General features: G+C 68.8%; 18 protein-coding genes. 14 read left to right on the top strand and 4 right to left on the bottom strand.

Annotated elements, in window-relative coordinates:
* From CGR01S_RS09600 to CGR01S_RS09625, 7 genes are all read left to right on the top strand, one after another.
* Positions 1-544: methyl-accepting chemotaxis protein (locus CGR01S_RS09600; protein ID WP_042425874.1), on the top strand; the 544-nt coding region annotated here is incomplete at its 5' end.
* 332 nt (positions 545-876) lie between these two features.
* A complete protein-coding gene (coxB, locus tag CGR01S_RS09605) occupies positions 877-2046 on the top strand; it encodes a cytochrome c oxidase subunit II (RefSeq protein WP_042425877.1) in 1170 nt (389 codons plus the stop codon).
* A gap of 32 nt (positions 2047-2078) precedes the next feature.
* The gene (gene ctaD / locus CGR01S_RS09610) at positions 2079-3710 is read left to right on the top strand and encodes a cytochrome c oxidase subunit I (RefSeq protein ID WP_042425881.1); all 1632 of its coding nucleotides are present in this window, start codon (positions 2079-2081) and stop codon (positions 3708-3710) included.
* A gap of 14 nt (positions 3711-3724) precedes the next feature.
* Positions 3725-3838 (top strand): cytochrome oxidase small assembly protein, encoded by a 114-nt coding sequence (locus tag CGR01S_RS16955; protein WP_217997533.1) that lies wholly within the window; start codon positions 3725-3727, stop codon positions 3836-3838.
* A 3-nt stretch (positions 3839-3841) separates the two neighbouring features.
* Positions 3842-4447 carry a cytochrome c oxidase assembly protein gene (locus CGR01S_RS09615; protein WP_042425884.1) on the top strand — a complete coding sequence of 202 codons (606 nt, stop codon included), beginning with the start codon at positions 3842-3844 and terminating at the stop codon, positions 4445-4447.
* A complete protein-coding gene (locus tag CGR01S_RS09620) occupies positions 4444-4668 on the top strand; it encodes a DUF2970 domain-containing protein (protein WP_042425887.1) in 225 nt (74 codons plus the stop codon). The genes CGR01S_RS09615 and CGR01S_RS09620 overlap by 4 nt, the downstream gene beginning before the upstream one ends.
* Positions 4669-4702: 34 nt before the next feature.
* Positions 4703-5584 carry a cytochrome c oxidase subunit 3 gene (locus CGR01S_RS09625; RefSeq protein ID WP_042425890.1) on the top strand — a complete coding sequence of 294 codons (882 nt, stop codon included), beginning with the start codon at positions 4703-4705 and terminating at the stop codon, positions 5582-5584.
* Between the two features lie 9 nt (positions 5585-5593).
* Here CGR01S_RS09625 and CGR01S_RS09630 read toward each other — a convergent pair whose 3' ends face one another.
* Positions 5594-5815, bottom strand: coding sequence for a twin transmembrane helix small protein (locus CGR01S_RS09630; protein WP_174435697.1), 222 nt, complete (start codon positions 5813-5815; stop codon positions 5594-5596).
* 15 nt (positions 5816-5830) lie between these two features.
* On the opposite strand from CGR01S_RS09630, the gene CGR01S_RS09635 reads away from it, so the two are divergent.
* The 5 genes from CGR01S_RS09635 to CGR01S_RS09655 are packed head-to-tail and all read left to right on the top strand — an operon-like array spanning position 5831 to position 9974.
* Complete coding sequence (locus tag CGR01S_RS09635; RefSeq protein ID WP_042425898.1) at positions 5831-6595, top strand: SURF1 family protein; 765 nt, start codon at positions 5831-5833, stop codon at positions 6593-6595.
* Positions 6540-7247, top strand: a complete 708-nt coding sequence (locus CGR01S_RS09640) for an SCO family protein (RefSeq protein ID WP_084690625.1) — start codon at positions 6540-6542, stop codon at positions 7245-7247. Before CGR01S_RS09635 ends, CGR01S_RS09640 begins: the two co-directional genes overlap by 56 nt.
* On the top strand, positions 7244-8464 hold the full coding sequence (locus CGR01S_RS09645; RefSeq protein ID WP_042425903.1) for a COX15/CtaA family protein: 1221 nt from the start codon (positions 7244-7246) through the stop codon (positions 8462-8464). The genes CGR01S_RS09640 and CGR01S_RS09645 overlap by 4 nt, the downstream gene beginning before the upstream one ends.
* On the top strand, positions 8461-9354 hold the full coding sequence (gene cyoE, locus CGR01S_RS09650; RefSeq protein ID WP_042425906.1) for a heme o synthase: 894 nt from the start codon (positions 8461-8463) through the stop codon (positions 9352-9354). Before CGR01S_RS09645 ends, cyoE begins: the two co-directional genes overlap by 4 nt.
* 5 nt (positions 9355-9359) lie before the next feature.
* A complete protein-coding gene (locus CGR01S_RS09655; RefSeq protein ID WP_042425909.1) occupies positions 9360-9974 on the top strand; it encodes an SCO family protein in 615 nt (204 codons plus the stop codon).
* A gap of 104 nt (positions 9975-10078) precedes the next feature.
* Here CGR01S_RS09655 and rpoH read toward each other — a convergent pair whose 3' ends face one another.
* A complete protein-coding gene (gene rpoH / locus CGR01S_RS09660) occupies positions 10079-11014 on the bottom strand; it encodes an RNA polymerase sigma factor RpoH (RefSeq protein WP_042425912.1) in 936 nt (311 codons plus the stop codon).
* Positions 11015-11234: 220 nt separating this feature from the next.
* Between rpoH and cutA the strand changes: the two genes are divergently transcribed.
* Positions 11235-11591, top strand: a complete 357-nt coding sequence (cutA, locus tag CGR01S_RS09665; protein ID WP_042425915.1) for a divalent-cation tolerance protein CutA — start codon at positions 11235-11237, stop codon at positions 11589-11591.
* A gap of 16 nt (positions 11592-11607) precedes the next feature.
* On the opposite strand, the gene CGR01S_RS09670 is transcribed toward cutA, so the two are convergent.
* Entirely contained in the window at positions 11608-14259 is a 2652-nt protein-coding gene (locus CGR01S_RS09670; RefSeq protein ID WP_042426296.1) for an EAL domain-containing protein, read from the bottom strand.
* A gap of 88 nt (positions 14260-14347) precedes the next feature.
* Entirely contained in the window at positions 14348-15688 is a 1341-nt protein-coding gene (gene ftsY, locus CGR01S_RS09675; protein ID WP_084690626.1) for a signal recognition particle-docking protein FtsY, read from the bottom strand.
* A 28-nt stretch (positions 15689-15716) separates the two neighbouring features.
* Between ftsY and CGR01S_RS09680 the strand changes: the two genes are divergently transcribed.
* Positions 15717-17156: a M16 family metallopeptidase gene (locus tag CGR01S_RS09680; protein WP_042425918.1), complete on the top strand. Its 1440-nt coding sequence runs from the start codon at positions 15717-15719 to the stop codon at positions 17154-17156.
* Positions 17157-17171 lie beyond the last annotated feature (15 nt).

Genomic DNA, 17171 nt, shown 5'->3' on the forward strand with positions numbered 1-17171 from the left:
GGCGGCCAAGGAGATCAAGCAGCTCATCGGCGCCTCGGTCGAGAACGTCGAGACCGGCTCGCAGCAGGTGGCCGAGGCGGGCCAGGCCATGAACGACATCGTGGCCAGCGTGCAGCGCGTGAGCGACCTGATCGGCGAGATCACGGCCTCGGCCACCGAGCAACGCGACGGCATCGCGCAGGTCAACCAGGCCGTGACCCAACTGGACCAGATGACCCAGCAGAACGCGGCGCTGGTGGAGGAGTCCACGGCCGCGGCCAGCGCGCTGAACGACCAGTCGCAGCGCCTCAATGCCGTGGTGGCCGTCTTCCAGGTCGGGGCCGGGGCCAATGCGCCGGCGCCGGCGCCTGCAGCGGCGCGCGTGCACCGACCTGCGCCGCCCGCGCCCCCGCGCGCCCCGGCACGGGTGGCGGCAGGTGCCGCCAAGGCCAAGGCGCCCCTGGCGCCGCCGCCGCAGGCACGCAAGCCTGCGCCCGCGCCCGCCCAGCGCATAGCAGCAGCGCCTCAGGCGACGGCATCGGAAGGGGAGTGGGAGAGCTTTTGACGCATGTTGTGCGCGGCAAGGGCCGCCAACACCGCATGGGGCCCTTCAGGGCCCTTTTTCATGCGTTTGCGGGCGGCCCCGGGATGGCGCTCAGAGAGCGTGTATTCCACAAATTCCGTTTGTAGGGGTATGACGCAGCGCAAAGACATGCCGCCAAACGTGAGTAATTACGTGAACGTCTGATCTATCTCAATAACGCTACAATGGATTTTCCGACGCGCGGCGCGGCCCGGGTCTGTGCCGCCGCAGCGCGTGTGCCAGCCCCCGCCATGGGTCTGGGCGTACGGGTGAGGGAGACGTTTCGATCCATGAGGCGCAATAAAGTGAGAACCATGATGAGTATTCCCCGCAAGCTGGCCGGCGCACTGGGCTGGGCAGGAGCATGGATGGCCACGGCGGCCCAGGCCGTGCAGGACCTGCCTGGCGGCCCGGCGGTCATGCAGCTCAATTTGCATCCCCCGGTCACGCGCATCGCCGAGGAGCAGCACTGGCTGCACTGGATGATGCTCATCCTGTGCACGGTCATTTTCGTCGCCGTCTTCTCGGTGATGTTCTATTCCATCTGGAAGCACCGCAAGTCGCAGGGCGCGCAGGCGGCGCATTTCCACGAGTCGGTGGCGGTGGAAATCGCCTGGACGGTGGTTCCCTTCATCATCATCATCCTGATGGCCCTGCCCGCCACCAAGGTACTGGTGGCGCAGAAGGACACGACGAACGCCGACATCACCATCAAGACCACGGGTTACCAGTGGAAGTGGGGCTACGACTACCTCAAGGGCGAGGGCGAGGGCATCTCCTTCCTCTCCACGCTCGACAGCAGCCACCGCGCCATGTCCAACAGCGGCAATGTGAGCGATGCGCCTGTGGACTACCTGTTCAAGGTGGACAACCCGCTGGTCGTGCCCGTGGGCCAGAAGATCCGCATCATCACCACCGCCAACGACGTGATCCACTCCTTCATGGTGCCGGCCTTCGGCATCAAGCAGGACGCCATCCCGGGCTTTGTGCGCGACACCTGGTTCCGCGCCGAGAAGGTGGGTGACTACTATGGCCAGTGCGCCGAGCTGTGCGGCAAGGAGCACGCCTACATGCCCATCCATGTGAAGGTGCTGTCGGCCAGCGACTACACCGAGTGGGTGCAGGCCGAAACGAAGAAGGCCGCCGCCCTGCGCGACGACCCGGCCAAGGTCTGGGAACTCGCGGCCCTGGTGCAGCGCGGCGAGAAGGTCTATGCCGCCAACTGCGCCGCCTGCCACCAGGCGAACGGCAAGGGTGCCGGGCCGATCAAGCCGCTCGATGGCTCGGCCATCGTGCAGGACGCCGACCATGCCAAGCAGATCCAGGTGGTGCTCCAGGGTGCGGCCAATGGTGCCATGCCGTCCTGGAAGCAGCTGGGCGATACCGACCTCGCGGCTGTGATCAGCTACACCAAGAACGCCTGGTCGAACAAGACCGGGCAAATCGTGCAGCCTTCTGAAATCGTGGCCCAGCGCGGCAAGTGAGCCGCGCCCGAACGCCCTGAGGAATCCACACCATGAGCGCAGTCATCGACCATCCCGCACACGCCGCCCATCACGCCCACGATGCGCACGGCCACCATGGGCCCACCGGTTGGCGCCGCTGGGTCTACGCCACCAACCACAAGGACATCGGCACGCTGTACATGCTGTTCTCGTTCGCCATGCTGATGGTGGGCGGCGTGCTGGCCCTGCTGATCCGCGCCGAGCTGTTCCAGCCCGGGTTGCAGCTGCTCAACCCGGAGATGTTCAACCAGCTCACCACCATGCATGGCCTCATCATGGTGTTCGGCGCCATCATGCCGGCCTTCGTGGGCTTTGCGAACTGGATGATCCCGCTGCAGATCGGCGCATCCGACATGGCCTTTGCGCGCATGAACAACTTCAGCTTCTGGCTGATGATTCCGGCCGCCACGCTGCTGGTCGGTTCGTTCTTCATGCCCGGCGGCGCGCCGGCCGCCGGCTGGACGCTGTACGCCCCGCTGACGCTGCAGATGGGTCCCTCGATGGACGCGGCCATCTTTGCCATGCACATCCTGGGTGCCTCGTCCATCATGGGCTCGATCAACATCATCGTGACCATTCTGAACATGCGCGCCCCGGGCATGACGCTCATGAAGATGCCGCTGTTCTGCTGGACCTGGCTGATCACGGCCTACCTGCTGATCGCCGTGATGCCCGTGCTGGCCGGGGCCATCACCATGACGCTGACCGACCGCCATTTCGGCACCAGCTTCTTCAACCCGGCGGGCGGCGGCGACCCGGTGATGTACCAGCACATCTTCTGGTTCTTCGGCCACCCCGAGGTCTACATCATGATCCTGCCGGCCTTCGGCATCATCAGCCAGATCGTCCCGGCCTTCGCGCGCAAGAAGCTCTTTGGCTACGCCTCCATGGTGTACGCCACCTCGTCCATCGCCATCCTGTCGTTCATCGTCTGGGCGCACCACATGTTCACCACGGGCATGCCGGTGACGGGGCAACTGTTCTTCATGTACGCCACCATGCTGATCTCCGTGCCCACGGGCGTGAAGATTTTCAACTGGGTGGCCACCATGTGGCGCGGCTCCATGACCTTCGAGACGCCCATGCTGTTTGCCGTCGGCTTCATCTTCGTGTTCGCCATCGGCGGTTTCACGGGCCTGATCGTCGCCGTCGCCCCCATCGACATCCAGTTGCAGGACACCTACTACGTCGTGGCGCACTTCCACTACGTGCTCGTGGCCGGTTCGCTGTTTGCCCTGTTTGCCGGCGTCTACTACTGGCTGCCCAAGTGGTCGGGTGTGATGTACAACGAAACCCGCGGCCGCATCCACTTCTGGGCGTCCATGGTGTTCTTCAACATCACCTTCTTCCCCATGCACTTCCTGGGCCTGGCGGGCATGCCGCGCCGCTATGCGGACTACCCCATGCAGTTCGCCGATTTCAACGCGGTGGCGTCCATCGGTGCCTTCGGCTTCGGTCTGGCGCAGGTGTACTTCTTCCTCGCGGTGGTGCTGCCCTGCATGCGCAAGCAGGGTGAAAAAGCACCGCAAAAGCCCTGGGAAGGTGCGGAAGGCCTGGAGTGGGAGGTGCCCTCGCCCGCACCCCTGCACACCTTCGAGACCCCGCCCAAGCTCGACGCCACGGCCACGCGCATCATCGGATGAAAGGAGCCCGCGCCATGACCACTCCCGCGCAGCGCAAGGCCAACCTGCGCACGGCCCTGGTGCTGGCGTCCGTGGTGGCCGCGTTCTTCATCGGCTTCATGGCCAAGATGGCCTGGCTGCACTCCTGAGCCATGGCACGCCAGAGCGCCAACGCCAGGATGCTGGGCAAGCTGGCCGTGATTGCGGTCGGCATGTTCGCCTTCGGTTATGTGCTGGTGCCCATCTACCAGCGCATCTGCGAGGCCACGGGCATCAACATCCTGGCGCTGTCCGAGCGCCAGGTGCCAGGCAATGGCGTGGCCGGCCCCGCGGCGGCGCTGCCGCGCAACACGCAGGTGGACCAGAGCCGCACCATCACCGTCGAATTCGACGCCAACGCGCGCGGCCCCTGGAAGTTCCGGCCCGCGCAGCGTTCGCTGCAGGTGCACCCGGGCGAGCTTGCCACCGTGATGTACGAATTCGAGAACGTGCAGGACCGGCGCATGTCGGCCCAGGCCATACCGAGCTATGCACCGCGGCAGGCGGCGGCGCATTTCAACAAGATCGAGTGCTTTTGCTTCAACCAGTACACGCTGGAGCCCGGTGAGAAGAAGGAGTGGCCCGTGGTTTTCGTGGTCGATCCGCGCATCTCCCGGGACGTCACCACCATCACGCTGTCCTACACCTTCTTCGAGGTGGGCGGCAAAACGCCGGCCGCTCCCGTAGCGGCCGCTGCGGCGCAGGAGACCGGAACATGACCCACCCCACCACCACCACGACCCAACTGCCCGAGGCAGGCCGCATGTCGCTGCTGCGCAGCATCCGCGCCGTCGCCTGGTCGCTGATCGGGCTGCGCAAGGGCAGCGAGTACCGCCAGGACCTGCAGCAGGTGCACCCCCTGCACGTCATTGCCGTGGGGCTGGTGGCCATCTTCGTATTCGTGGGCCTGCTGATGGCGGTCGTGCAATGGGCCGTCTGAAGGCATAGAACAAACACCAGAAACAGGAGCTGACATGAGTGCAACGACCCACGGCGCGACGCCTTACTACTACGTTCCCGCGCAATCGAGCCACCCGGTGATGGCGGCTGCGGGGCTGTTCTTCGTCATCCTCGGCGCCAGCCAGTGGATCAATGGCGCGGGCTGGGGGGCCTATTCCTTCGCCTTCGGCCTGCTGTGGTGGCTGGCGGTGCTGTTCCGCTGGTTCCGCGAGGCCGCGCGCGAGAGCGAAGGCGGGCTCTACGGCCGCAAGATCGACCTGTCCTACCGCTGGGGCATGAGCTGGTTCATCTTCTCGGAGGTGATGTTCTTCGGCGCCTTCTTCACGGCGCTGTGGTGGGCGCGCGCGCACTCCGTGCCCCAGCTCGGCAGCCTCGACAACAGCCTGCTGTGGCCCGGCTTCAAGGCCGTGTGGCCCAGCGTGATGGCAGGTGCCACGGCGTCGCCTGCGGGCACGGTCGAGCCTTTCCGCACCGTCGGGCCGTTCTGGCTGCCCACCATCAACACGGCGCTGCTGCTGACCTCGGGCGTGACGCTGACCATCGCCCACCATGCGCTGCGCGCCGGCCAGCGAGCCAAGACCATTGGCTTCATGTGGGTCACGGTGCTGCTGGGTTTCGTCTTCCTGTGCGTGCAGGGTTACGAGTACTACCACCTCTACACCGACCTGAACCTCAAGCTCAGCTCCGGCGTGTTCGGCTCCACCTTCTTCATGCTCACGGGCTTCCACGGCTTCCACGTGTTCCTGGGCATGCTGATGCTGCTGTTCATCACCCTGCGCCTGCACAGCGGGCATTTCAGCGCCGAGCGGCATTTCGGCTTCGAGGGCGCCGCCTGGTACTGGCACTTCGTGGACGTGGTCTGGCTTGGCCTGTACCTGCTCGTCTACTGGATGTGATCGAGGGGCTCACGGGCCCGTGGGCAGGCCCGTGGGCTGGATGTAGCCCAGTTTCCAGGCCAGCAGCAGGCACAGGAACAGTGCCACCGACAGCCCGATGCGCCAAGCCAGGGCGCGGGCCATGCGCTGCCCCTGTCCAGGCTGGCGGCTATCGCCGCGCAGCATGAAGAACAGAGCCGAACCCAGGCTGGCCACAATGGCCAGGAAGACGAGCACAATGACCGTTTTCATGAAGGGCATTATCCCGTGTCGGCACGCAGCGCGCACGCGCGATTCTGGACGGTGACGCTGGCCGCCGTGCTGGCGGTCGCGGCGACCGCGCTGCTCGGGCGCTGGCAGATGCAGCGCGCCGCGCAGAAGCAGGCCCTGGAGGATGCGGTGCAGGCCCAGGGCGCCCTGCCGCCGCTGACGGCCGCCGCGCTCGCCGCCGCCGTGCAGGCCGGGGCGGCGCAGACCGGGCCCCTGCTGCACCGGCGTGTGCTTCTGCGCGGGCGCTGGCTGGCACAACACACCGTGTACCTGGACAACCGCCAGATGCAAGGGCGTCCGGGCTTTTTCGTGCTCACGCCGCTGCAGCTCGAGGGCCTGCCGCTGACGCTGCTGGTGCAGCGCGGCTGGCTGGCACGCCAGGTGCAGGACCGCACGCAGCTCGCGCCGGTGGATACGCCCGCTGGCGTGGTGGAGCTGTCCGGGCGCCTGGCACCGGCGCCGGCCCGTCTGCTGGACCTGGGCGGCCCCGCACCCGGGCCAGGGTCTTCGCGCATCCGGCAAAATCTGGACCTGACCGCTTACGCCGCCGAGACCGGCCTGGCCCTCGCGCCTTGGACTGTGCTGCAGACCGAGGGTCCGGGCGATGGCCTGCAGCGCCAGTGGCCTGCCTTCACGGCCGGGGTGGAAAAGCACCACGGCTACGCCTTCCAATGGTTCGCACTCAGCGGCCTGATTGCTTTGCTCTATGTCTGGTTCCAAGTCGTCCGACGCATTCGCCCCTGGCCCGGCAACGCCCGCTGACGCCAGCGGCGCCCGCCCGCCCGTGGCGCCGCGCGCGCGGCGCCGCGCGCGCTGGACGCTGCTGCTGCTGTTCCTGGGTTTTCTCGCGCCCGTGGCGGCCTCCTACTTCACCTACTACGTCGTGCGCCCGGAGGGGCGGCGCAACTTCGGCACGCTGATCGAACCGCAGCGTGCCCTGCCTGCCGACCTGGCGGCGATCGCCCTGGACGGCCGCCGCGAACCCCTGGACGCGCTGCGTGGCCAGTGGCTGCTGGTGAGCGTGGGCTCCGGCGCCTGCGACGCGGTCTGCGAGAATCACCTGTATTTGCAGCGCCAGATGCGCGAGAGCCTGGGGCGCGACAAGGATCGCCTGGACTGGGTCTGGCTGATCACGGACGCGGCCCCCGTGCCGAGCGCGCTGGCAGGCGCACTCGGACAGGCGACAGTGCTGCGCGTGGACGCCCAGGCGCTCGCGCGTTGGCTGGAGCCGGCGCCGGGCCAGGCATTGAACGAACACCTCTACCTGGTGGATCCGAAGGGGAACTGGATGATGCGTTTTCCTGCATTGCTTGACGCTGCGGGCGCCGCCAAGGCGCGGCGCGACCTCGAGCGCCTACTGCGCGCATCCGCCTCCTGGGACCAGGCGGGACGCAAGGAGCCAGACCGCCCATGAACGACGCCCAGACCCTGTACGACTTTGCCCCGGTGCTTGAGCTCATGCTGCTGGGCGCAGCCATTGCCTTGGGGCCGCTGGCCTGGGTCACCTGGCGCAGCCGCGGGGCGGGGCAGGGACGGCGCCTGCAGGCGCTCATGGTGCTGACCCTGTTCCTGACCTTCGACCTGGTGATGTTCGGTGCCTTCACGCGCCTGACCGACTCCGGCCTGGGCTGCCCCGACTGGCCCGGCTGCTATGGCAGCGCCAGCCCCATCGGTGCGCGCGCCGACATCCAGGCCGCGCAGCAGGCCATGCCCACGGGGCCGGTCACGCACGGCAAGGCCTGGGTGGAGATGATCCACCGCTACCTCGCCAGCAGCGTGGGCGTGCTCATCATCGCCATCACCGTGGGCGTGTGGCGGCAAAGGCGGCTGTGGCAGCGTGCCCCCGGGGGCGCGGCGGCGCCGCTGAGCCCCTGGTGGGCCGGGGCCACGCTGGCCTGGGTGTGCCTGCAGGGCGCCTTTGGCGCCTGGACGGTGACCATGAAGCTCTTCCCGGCCATCGTCACGCTGCACCTGATCGGCGGGCTGGTGCTGCTGGCCCTGCTGTGCGTGCAGGCGGTGCGGCAGGCGCAGACCGCCCTGGGCCGGCCCGCCGTGGCCTTGCCCGGAGCCTTGCGCTGGGGCGTGCTGCTGGCGCTGGTGCTGGTATCCGTGCAGGTGGCGCTGGGCGGCTGGGTGAGCACCAACTACGCCGTGCTGGCCTGCACCACCTTCCCGGACTGCAATGGCAGCTGGTGGCCAGTCATGGATTTTGCCCAGGGCTTCCAGCTCTGGCGCCCGCTGGGCGTGCTCAAGGACGGCAGCCACATCGGCTTTGCAGCGCTCACCGCCATCCACTATGTGCACCGCCTGTTCGCCTACCTGGTGCTGGCGGCGCTGCTGCTGCTGGGTTGGCGCCTGCGGCAGGCCGCGCACCGCCTGCCGGGCGGGAGCGCCCCGCCCGTGGCGGCGCAGGGCCGCTGGCTGCTGGGGCTGGCGCTGCTGCAACTGCTCACCGGCTTGAGCAATGTGGTGCTCGACTGGCCGCTGGCTGCCGCCGTGCTGCACACGGGCGGGGCGGCCGCCATGGTGGTCGTGCTCACCTGGGCGCTGGCGGGCAGCCGCACCGCCGCCGTGCACCAGGCCGCGCGCAGCGCCGGCGCCGCACTGACCGCAGCAAAGGCCAAGGCATGAACACCACCTCGATCTCCCTGCCCCCGCGCCTGGCGCAGTACTACGCGCTGACCAAGCCGCGCGTGGTCCAACTCATCGTGTTCTGCGCACTCATCGGCATGGTGCTGGCCGTGCCGGGCCTGCCCACCGTGGAGCAGCTCTGGCGCATGCTGGTCGCCAGCCTGGGCATCTGGCTGGTGGCGGCTGCGGCCGCGGCGTTCAACTGTCTGGTCGAGAAGACCATCGACGCGAAGATGAAGCGCACCGCCTGGCGCCCCACGGCCAAGGGCGAGCTCAGCGACGTGCAGGCCCTGGCCTTCTCCGCCGTGCTGTGCGTGGCGGGCTCCATCGTGCTGTACGAGGGCACGAATGCGCTCACCATGTGGCTGACCTTTGCCACCTTCGTGGGCTACGCCGTGGTCTACACCCTGCTGCTCAAGCCGAACACGCCGCAGAACATCGTGATCGGCGGCGCCTCGGGCGCCATGCCGCCGGTGCTGGGCTGGGCGGCGATGACGGGCGACGTGGGCCCCGAGGCGCTGATCCTGTTCCTCATCATCTTCCTCTGGACGCCGCCGCACTTCTGGGCGCTGGCGCTGTACCGCGTGGAGGAGTACCGCAAGTCCGGCCTGCCCATGCTGCCCGTCACGCACGGCAATGCCTATACGCGGCTGCAGGTGCTGCTCTACACGCTGATCCTGTTCGCCGCAGGCCTGATGCCGTTCGTCTACGGCATGAGCTCGTGGATCTACCTGGTTGCCGCGGTGCTGCTGGGGGCGGGCTTTTGCGCCTACGGCTATGCCCTGTGGCGCGCTTACTCCGACGCGCTGGCGCGCCGCACCTTCCGTTTCTCCATCGTCTACCTGAGCCTGCTGTTTGCCGCGCTGCTGGTGGACCACTACGTCCTGTGAGCCCGATGCGATTCCAGAATACTGTTAAAACGATAGCTGCTTGCGCTGTATTGGCAAGCGTTTCCGTGCTTTTTGCTGCATGTTCCAAGAGCCAGCCGGAGTTCCGCGGCGTGGACATCTCGCAGGTGGACTATGCGCGCGACTTCACCCCCCTGGCCGACCAGTACGGCCAGCCGCGCAGCATCAAGGACTTCAAGGGCAAGGTGGTGGTGGTGTTCTTCGGCTACACCCAGTGCCCGGACGTCTGCCCCACCTCCATGCAGGAGGTCGCCGAGGTCAAGCGCATGCTGGGCGCGGACGGCGAGCGCCTGCAATCCATCTTCGTGACCGTGGACCCCGAGCGCGACACGCCCGAGATGCTCAAGGCCTATATGGCCAACTTCGACCCGAGCTTCCTCGCCCTGCACGGTTCGGCCGAGCAGACCGCCGCCGTGGCCAAGGACTTCAAGATCTTCTACAAGAAGGTCGAGGGCAAGACGCCCACGAGCTACACCATGGACCACTCGGCGGGCAGCTACATCTACGACACGCAGGGCCGCCTGCGTGTGTACTACCGCTACGGCAGCGGCGTCGATGCCATGGCGCACGACGTGAAGGCGCTGCTGCAGGAAGCCGGCTGAGGGCTCCCGGCCTGTGCCCCGCGCGGCACAGGCGCCCGCAAAAAAGGGCTGCGCCAGGCAGCCCTTTCTGCATGTGCGGCCGGGCACGCGGGCCCGGCACGGCCTCAGGCGAACTCGGCGAGCGCCTTCTTCATCTTCTTCATCGCGGCCACCTCGATCTGGCGGATGCGCTCGGCGCTCACGCCGTACTCCGCCGCCAGCTGGTGCAGTGTCATGCCGCCCGAGCCGTCGTCGTTCACCTTGAGCCAGCGCTCCTCGACGATGCGGCGGCTGCGCTCGTCCAGGCTGGCCAGGGCCGTGGCAATGCCGTCGGTCGCCAGCACGTCGCGCTGGCGCGACTCGATCATGGCCGTGGGCTCGTGCGCGGCATCCGACAGGTAGGCGATGGGGCCAAAGGCCTGCTCGCCGTCCTCGGCGGGCGCGGGGTCCAGCAGCACGTCGCCGCCGGCCATGCGCGTCTCCATCTCCAGCACGTCCTCGCGCTTGACGTTGAGCTGCGCGGCCACCTGGTCGATCTCGTGGTCGGTCAGGGTGCTGCGGTGCGTGTCCAGCGCTGCGGCGTCGGCCTTGAGGCCCTGTTTCATGGAGCGCAGGTTGAAGAACAGCTTGCGCTGCGCCTTGGTGGTGGCCACCTTGACCATGCGCCAGTTCTTCAGGATGTATTCGTGGATCTCCGCCTTGATCCAGTGCATGGCGTAGCTCACCAGGCGCACGCCCTGATCGGGGTCGAAGCGCTTGACGGCCTTCATCAGGCCCACGTTGCCCTCCTGGATCAGGTCGCCATGCGGCAGGCCGTAGCCCAGGTACTGGCGCGAGATGGACACCACCAGGCGCAGGTGCGACATGACCAGGCGCCCTGCGGCCTCCAGGTCATTGCGCTCGCGCAGGGCGCGCGCGGCCTGCTGCTCCTCCTCGGCGGTGAGCAGGGGCAGGCGGTTGACCGCAGAGATGTAGGCGTCCAGGTTGCCCAGCGAAGGCACCAGCGCCCAGGGGTTGGCCGGGGCCAGGGCGGTCGTCGCGGTTGCGGTGGGAAGGGTCATGGGGCTTGTCCTCTCCTTGGGAGACTTCATGTTAGCACTCTCTTGGAGAGACTGCTAAATGCCAAGTTCCCCTGCGGTCTTCCGGAACGGGGTTTTATGACAAAAATGACCTTCCAGCGCAATACTGGCAAGCGCGAGCAGCTATCAATTCAGAAGCTTCCGTCTGCCCACCCATGGGCTGGTTGTGCGCTTTGGGCCAGACGGGCGCACACTCCCGTCCATGACCCGTTCCGACCCCCACGTACCCCTGGCTCCCGAGGCCGTCTGCGCAGTGACCACCACGGTCGCGTCGCCGCAGGACGCCGAGCGCCTGGCGCAGGTGCTGCTGCAGCACCGGCTGGCGGCCTGCGTGCAGATCGAGCCCATCACCTCGCACTACCACTGGCAGGGCGCGCTGCATGCGGATGCCGAGTGGCGCCTGGTCTGCAAGACCACGCCCGAGGCCGTGCCGCGGCTCTTGGCCTGCCTGCAGCAGGAGCACCCCTACGCGCTGCCGCAGCTCCTGGTCCAGCCGGTGCAGGCCAGCCAGGCCTATGCCGACTGGGTGCACGCACAGACCGCGCAGCCCGGCTTGTGAGGCCGCCGCGTGCCGCTCAGTATTGCGCGCGCACGCGGCGCTCGAAATCGCCCAGCGGCTCGGGGCGGCCGAACAGGTAGCCCTGGAAGTCGCGGCAGCCGTGCTCGAGCAGGAAATGGTGGTGCGCCTCGGTCTCCACGCCTTCGGCAATCACCTCCAGGCCCAGCAGCCCTCCCAGCCCGATGATGCTGTGCGCGATCGCCGCGTCCCGCGCGTCGAGCATCACATTGCGCACAAAGCCCTGGTCGATCTTGATCTGGTCCAGCGGCAGGCGCTTGAGGTAGCCCAGGCTGGAGTAGCCGGTGCCGAAGTCGTCCAGCGCCAGGGCCAGGCCCAGGGCGCGCAGCTCCTGCATGATGGCGATCACGCCGTCCACGTCCTGCAGCAGCAGGCTCTCGGTCAGCTCCAGCGTGATGCGCGCCGGGTTGGCCCCGCTGGCGCGCAGCAGCTCGCGCAGCCCGGGCACGAAGTCGTCCTTGCGGAACTGGCGGGCGCTCACGTTGACCGAGAGGCTCACGCCGGCGAGCAGCGGGTCGCTCTGCCACAGCGCCTGCTGGTGCAGCGCCGACTGCAGCACCCACTGCCCGAGCGCGAGGATCTGGCCCGTCTCCTCGGCCAGCGGGATGAATACGCCCGGCGGCACCAGGCCCTTGTCCGGGTGCTGCCAGCGCAGCAGCGCCTCGGCGCCGACGATGCGGCCCTGCCCGTTCACCTGGGGCTGGAAGAACAGCACGAACTCCCCCTGGCGCAGGCCCCGGTGCAGATCGGCCTGCAGCGCCACGCGCTGGTTCACGGTGGCCTGCATCACGGGGTCGAAGAAGCGCAGCGTGTTGCGCCCCTCGTCCTTGGCGCGGTACATGGCCAGGTCGGCGTGCTTTAGCAGGTCCTCGACCGACGGCACCGCCGTGGCGTCGGCCATCACGGCGCCCATGCTGGCCGTGAGGATGTACTCCTGCTGCTCCAGTGCGACGGGCTGGCGCAGGTGCTCGAGCATCTTGTCGCCCAGCGCGCGCACCTGGGCGGCGGCTTCCACCTTGTCGGCGCTCAGGTTGTGCAGCAGCACCACGAACTCGTCGCCCCCCAGCCGCGCCACGGTGTCCTGCGCGCGCACGCAGGCCTGCAGGCGCTTGGCCACCTCCACGAGCAGGCGGTCGCCGATCTCGTGGCCGCGGCTGTCGTTGAGCGTCTTGAAGTGGTCCAGGTCCATGAACAGCACGGCCGCGCACAGCCCCGTGCGCGCGCTGCCCGCCAGCACCTGCTGCAGGCGGTCGGCCAGCAGGCGGCGGTTGGGCAGGCCGGTCAGCGCGTCGTAGAACGCGAGGTAGCGCGCCTGCTTCTCCGCGGCCTTGCGGCCGGAGATGTCCACGTCGATGCAGAACATCTCCGGCGGGTTGCCGGGCGTCTGCACATGGGCGTGGCTGGAATACACCTCCACCGTCGTGCCGTCCTTGCGCATGAGGCGCAGTTCCTCTGCCGGCACCGGGGTGCCGGTGGCGAACATCTGCGCCATGGCCGCCTGCACCTGTGGGCGCATGTCTGGCGGCACGATGAGTTCGAGCAGGCTGCGGCCCACGGCCTCCTCGGCAGAGTAGCCGTAGAGCTGCTCCGAGGCTTTGTTCCAGTACACCGTCGTGCCATCGGCCAGGTAGCCCTGGACGGACACCGAGGGAATGTCGCGCAGCAGGGTGCGAAAGCGCAGCTCCGACTCGCGCAGCGCCGCCTCCGCCTGCACGCGCTCGGTGCGGTCGCGCGCAATGAACACCACGGCGCGCCGCCCCCGCACCGGCGTGCCCAGGGGCTGGCAGCGGCCCTCGAAGTGGCGTACGCCCGCCATGGTCTGGATGTCGTATTCCAGCGTATCCACGGGCTCGCCCTGCAGGCTGCGCCGGATGTGGCGCAGGATGCGCTCGGCGGTCTCGGCGGGCAGCACATCGGTCAGGTGGCGGCCCAGCAACTGCGCCACCGGTGCGGCCAGGCGCGCGTCCTCGGGGGTCAGCACCTCCAGGTAGCGGCCATCTTCGTCCAGCAGCAGCACCAGGTCCGGGACGGACTGCATGATGGCCGCCAGGCGCTCGGCATTCTCGGACAGCGCGCGTTCGGTGGCGAAACGCTGCTCCACGTCGTGCAGCAGCCAGCCCAGCAGCGCCGTGGCCGGGCCGAACACCAGCAGATAGGGCAGGGCCAGGTCGCGGTTGATGTGCTGCACCACGGCCGGCTCCAGCCCCTGGAACAGCCCCAGCACCGTGAGGTGCAGCAGCAGGCCGAACGCCAGCAGCGTGGCCAGGTCGACGCCCAGCTTGCCGCGCCCGCGCGCATAGCGGTACAGCAGGCCGGCTGCCGTGCACCACAGGATCACGAGCAGGCCGACGGCCATGCCCGCGCCGCCCAGGGACCAGCGCGCGCCAGCCGCCATGGCGGCCGCGATGCCCGCAGGAAGGGGGCCGCCGAACAGCGCCGCCATGCTGAGCACCACCGAGCGCGCATCGATGATGACCCCGGGCGCCAGCTGCAGCGGCTTGGCCATGCCGAGGATGCAAATGCTGCCGAACAGCAGCCCCGAAAGGACCTGGCCCATGCGCGGGTGGCCGCGCCACAGGCGCATGTTCACGCCGTGCAGAAAGCACAGCGCGAGCAGCAGGGCCACGCCTTGGATGAGTTCGAGGAGCATCGGGTGGAGCGAATGGTGCGCCAGCGCCGCATCATGCGCCAAACCCGTATTTCCGTAAACATCCCGTGTATACACGGGTGCGGGCCGCTCAACCCAGCAGCGCCTGCGCGAACTCGCGTGCGTTGAAGGTTTCCAGGTCTTCGAGCTTCTCGCCCACGCCGATGAAGTAGACCGGCACCGGGCGCTCCTGCGCGATGGCGGCGAGCACGCCGCCCTTGGCCGTGCCGTCGAGCTTGGTGACGATCAGGCCCGTGAGCTGCAGCGCATCGTCGAAGGCGCGTACCTGCGCCAGGGCGTTCTGGCCGGTGTTGCCGTCGATGACGAGCAGCACCTCGTGCGGCGCCGTGGCGTCGGCCTTGGTGACCACGCGGCGGATCTTCTTCAGCTCTTCCATCAGGTGCAATTGCGTGGGCAGGCGTCCGGCCGTGTCCACCAGCACCACGTCCTTGCCGCGCGCCTTGCCCGCGCTCACGGCATCGAAGCTCACGGCGGCCGGGTCGCCGCCCTCCTGGCTCACGATCTCCACGGTATTGCGCGTGGCCCAGACGCCGAGCTGCTCGCGCGCGGCGGCACGGAAGGTGTCGGCCGCGGCCAGCAGCACCTGCTGCCCATGGTCGGCCAGGTGCTTGGTCAGCTTGCCGATGGAGGTGGTCTTGCCGGCGCCGTTCACGCCCGCCACCATGATCACGGTGGGCTGGTGCTCGCCGATGACCAGGGGCTTTTCCAGCGGGGCGAGCAGGGCCGCCAGCGCATCGGCCAGCAGGGCCTTGACGGCGGCCGGCTCGGTGGCCTTGGCCTCCTTGACGCGGCGCTTGAGGTCGGTGAGCAGCCACTGCGTGGCCTTGACGCCCGTGTCGGCCATGAGCAGCGCGTCTTCGAGCTCCTCGTACAGCGCATCGTCGATGCGTGTGCCCGTGAAGACCGTGGCAATGCTGCTGCCCGTCTTGCGCAGGCCGCTTTTGAGGCGCTCCATCCAGCTCTGGCGCGCGGGCGCGGCGACGGGTGCTGGCGTGGGTGCCGGTGCGGGGGCTGGAGCAGCCGCCGGAGCGGGCGCAGGGGTAGGCGTGGCCGTCTGCACGGGCGCCTGCACCGGCGCGGGAACCGGTACCGGAGCGGGGGCAGGAATAGATGCCGATGCTGTTGGCGCTGGCGGCGTGGCTGCAGGCGCCACTTCAGCAGGGGCGCTGGGCGAGGGCGCCAGCGGGGTCAGTGGCGTGACCGGCTTGTTCAGCCAGCCGAACAAGCCGCCGCCGCCAGCCGGTTCGCTGGCTGCCGGGGCGGGCGCAGCCGCGGGCAGGGCCGGCGCGGCAGGCGGCGTGGGCTCCGGGCCGGCAGGCGCCTGCTGGGGCGCAGGTGCAGGAGCTGGAGCGGGCGCCGCGGCCTCGGGCGGCGGCGCAGGAGGGACTTTCTTCTTGAAAAAACTGAACATTGGCGGGTTCGTAGAATCTGTGCATTCTATGAAACACCTCACTTCCCTCCTGGCCCTGTGGGCCTGCCTGTCGGCGGCTGCCATCGCGCAGCCCGTGCGTGCCCCGCTGCCTGCGGCCTCCAGCGCCGCGCAGGCGACTGCCGGGCCGCAGCAGTTCCAGCTCTCCAACGGCATGCAGCTCATCGTGCAGCCGGACCGGCGCGCGCCCACGGCGGTGCACATGGTCTGGGTGCGCACGGGCGCCATGGACGAGGTCGATGGCACCTCGGGCGTGGCCCATGTGCTCGAGCACATGATGTTCAAGGGCACGGCCGCCGTGCCGCCGGGCGATTTCTCGCGCCGCGTGGCGGCGCTGGGCGGTTCGGAAAACGCCTTCACCAGCCAGGACTACACGGGCTTCTTCCAGCAAATCCCCGCTGGCCGCCTCGAAGACGTGATGCGCCTGGAGTCCGACCGCTTCGCCAACAACCAGTGGCCCGATGCCGAGTTCAAGAAGGAGATCGAGGTCGTCAAGGAAGAGCGGCGCATGCGCACCGAGGACCAGCCGCGCGCCCTGCTGTGGGAGCAACTGAACGCGGCCGCCTTCGTCGCCTCGCCCTACCGCCGCCCCATCGTCGGCTGGATGAGCGACCTGGACGCCATGGTGCCGGACGACGTGCGCCAGTTCCACCGCCAGTGGTACGTGCCCGGCAATGCCGTGGTGGTGGTGGCAGGCGACGTGGACGTGCAGCAGGTGCGCGCCCTGGCCGAGAAGTACTACGGCGGCATTCCCGCGCGCGCCGTGCCCGCGCGCAAGCCGCGCACCGAGCCGGCGCAGCGCGGCCTGCGCCGCATCGAGGTCAAGGCGCCGGCCGAGCAGGCCTATGTGGCACTGGCCTTCCGCGCGCCGCGCCTGGCCTCGGTGGACGCGGCCAGCGACGAGGACCGCGACGCGCTGGCGCTGGTGGTGCTCTCGGCGGTGCTCAGCGGCTACGACGGCGCGCGCCTGGAGCGCGCGCTCACCCAGGGGCCGCAGCGCGTGGCCGACAGCGCCGACAGCAGCGCCTCGGTCATGGGCCGCGGGCCGGGGCAGTTCGTGCTCACGGCGGTGCCCGCCCAGGGCAAGACGCCGCGCCAGGTCGAGGACGCCCTGCGCGCCGAGCTCGCGCGCATTGCGCGCGAGGGCGTGAACGGCGCCGAGCTCGAGCGCGTCAAGACGCAGTGGATCGCCGCCAAGGTGTACGAGCGCGATTCCCTGTTCCGCCAGGCCATGCTGCTTGCCCAGCACTGGGTGCAGGGCTGGCCGCTGGACGCCGAGGAGCGGCTGCTGGCGCAGTTGCGCGCCGTCACGCCGCAGCAGGTGCAGGCCGTGGCGCAGCGCTGGTTCGGCGACGACCAGCTCACCGTGGCCACGCTGCTGCCCCAGCCCCTGCCCCCCGGCGCTCAGCGCCCTGCCGCCGCGCAGGGCGCGGCCCCCCACCGCCATTGAGCGCCCGGCACCCTT

The sequence above is a fragment of the Comamonas granuli NBRC 101663 genome (assembly GCF_000739995.1).
GTDB classification, from domain to species: Bacteria; Pseudomonadota; Gammaproteobacteria; order Burkholderiales; family Burkholderiaceae_C; genus Simplicispira; species Simplicispira granuli.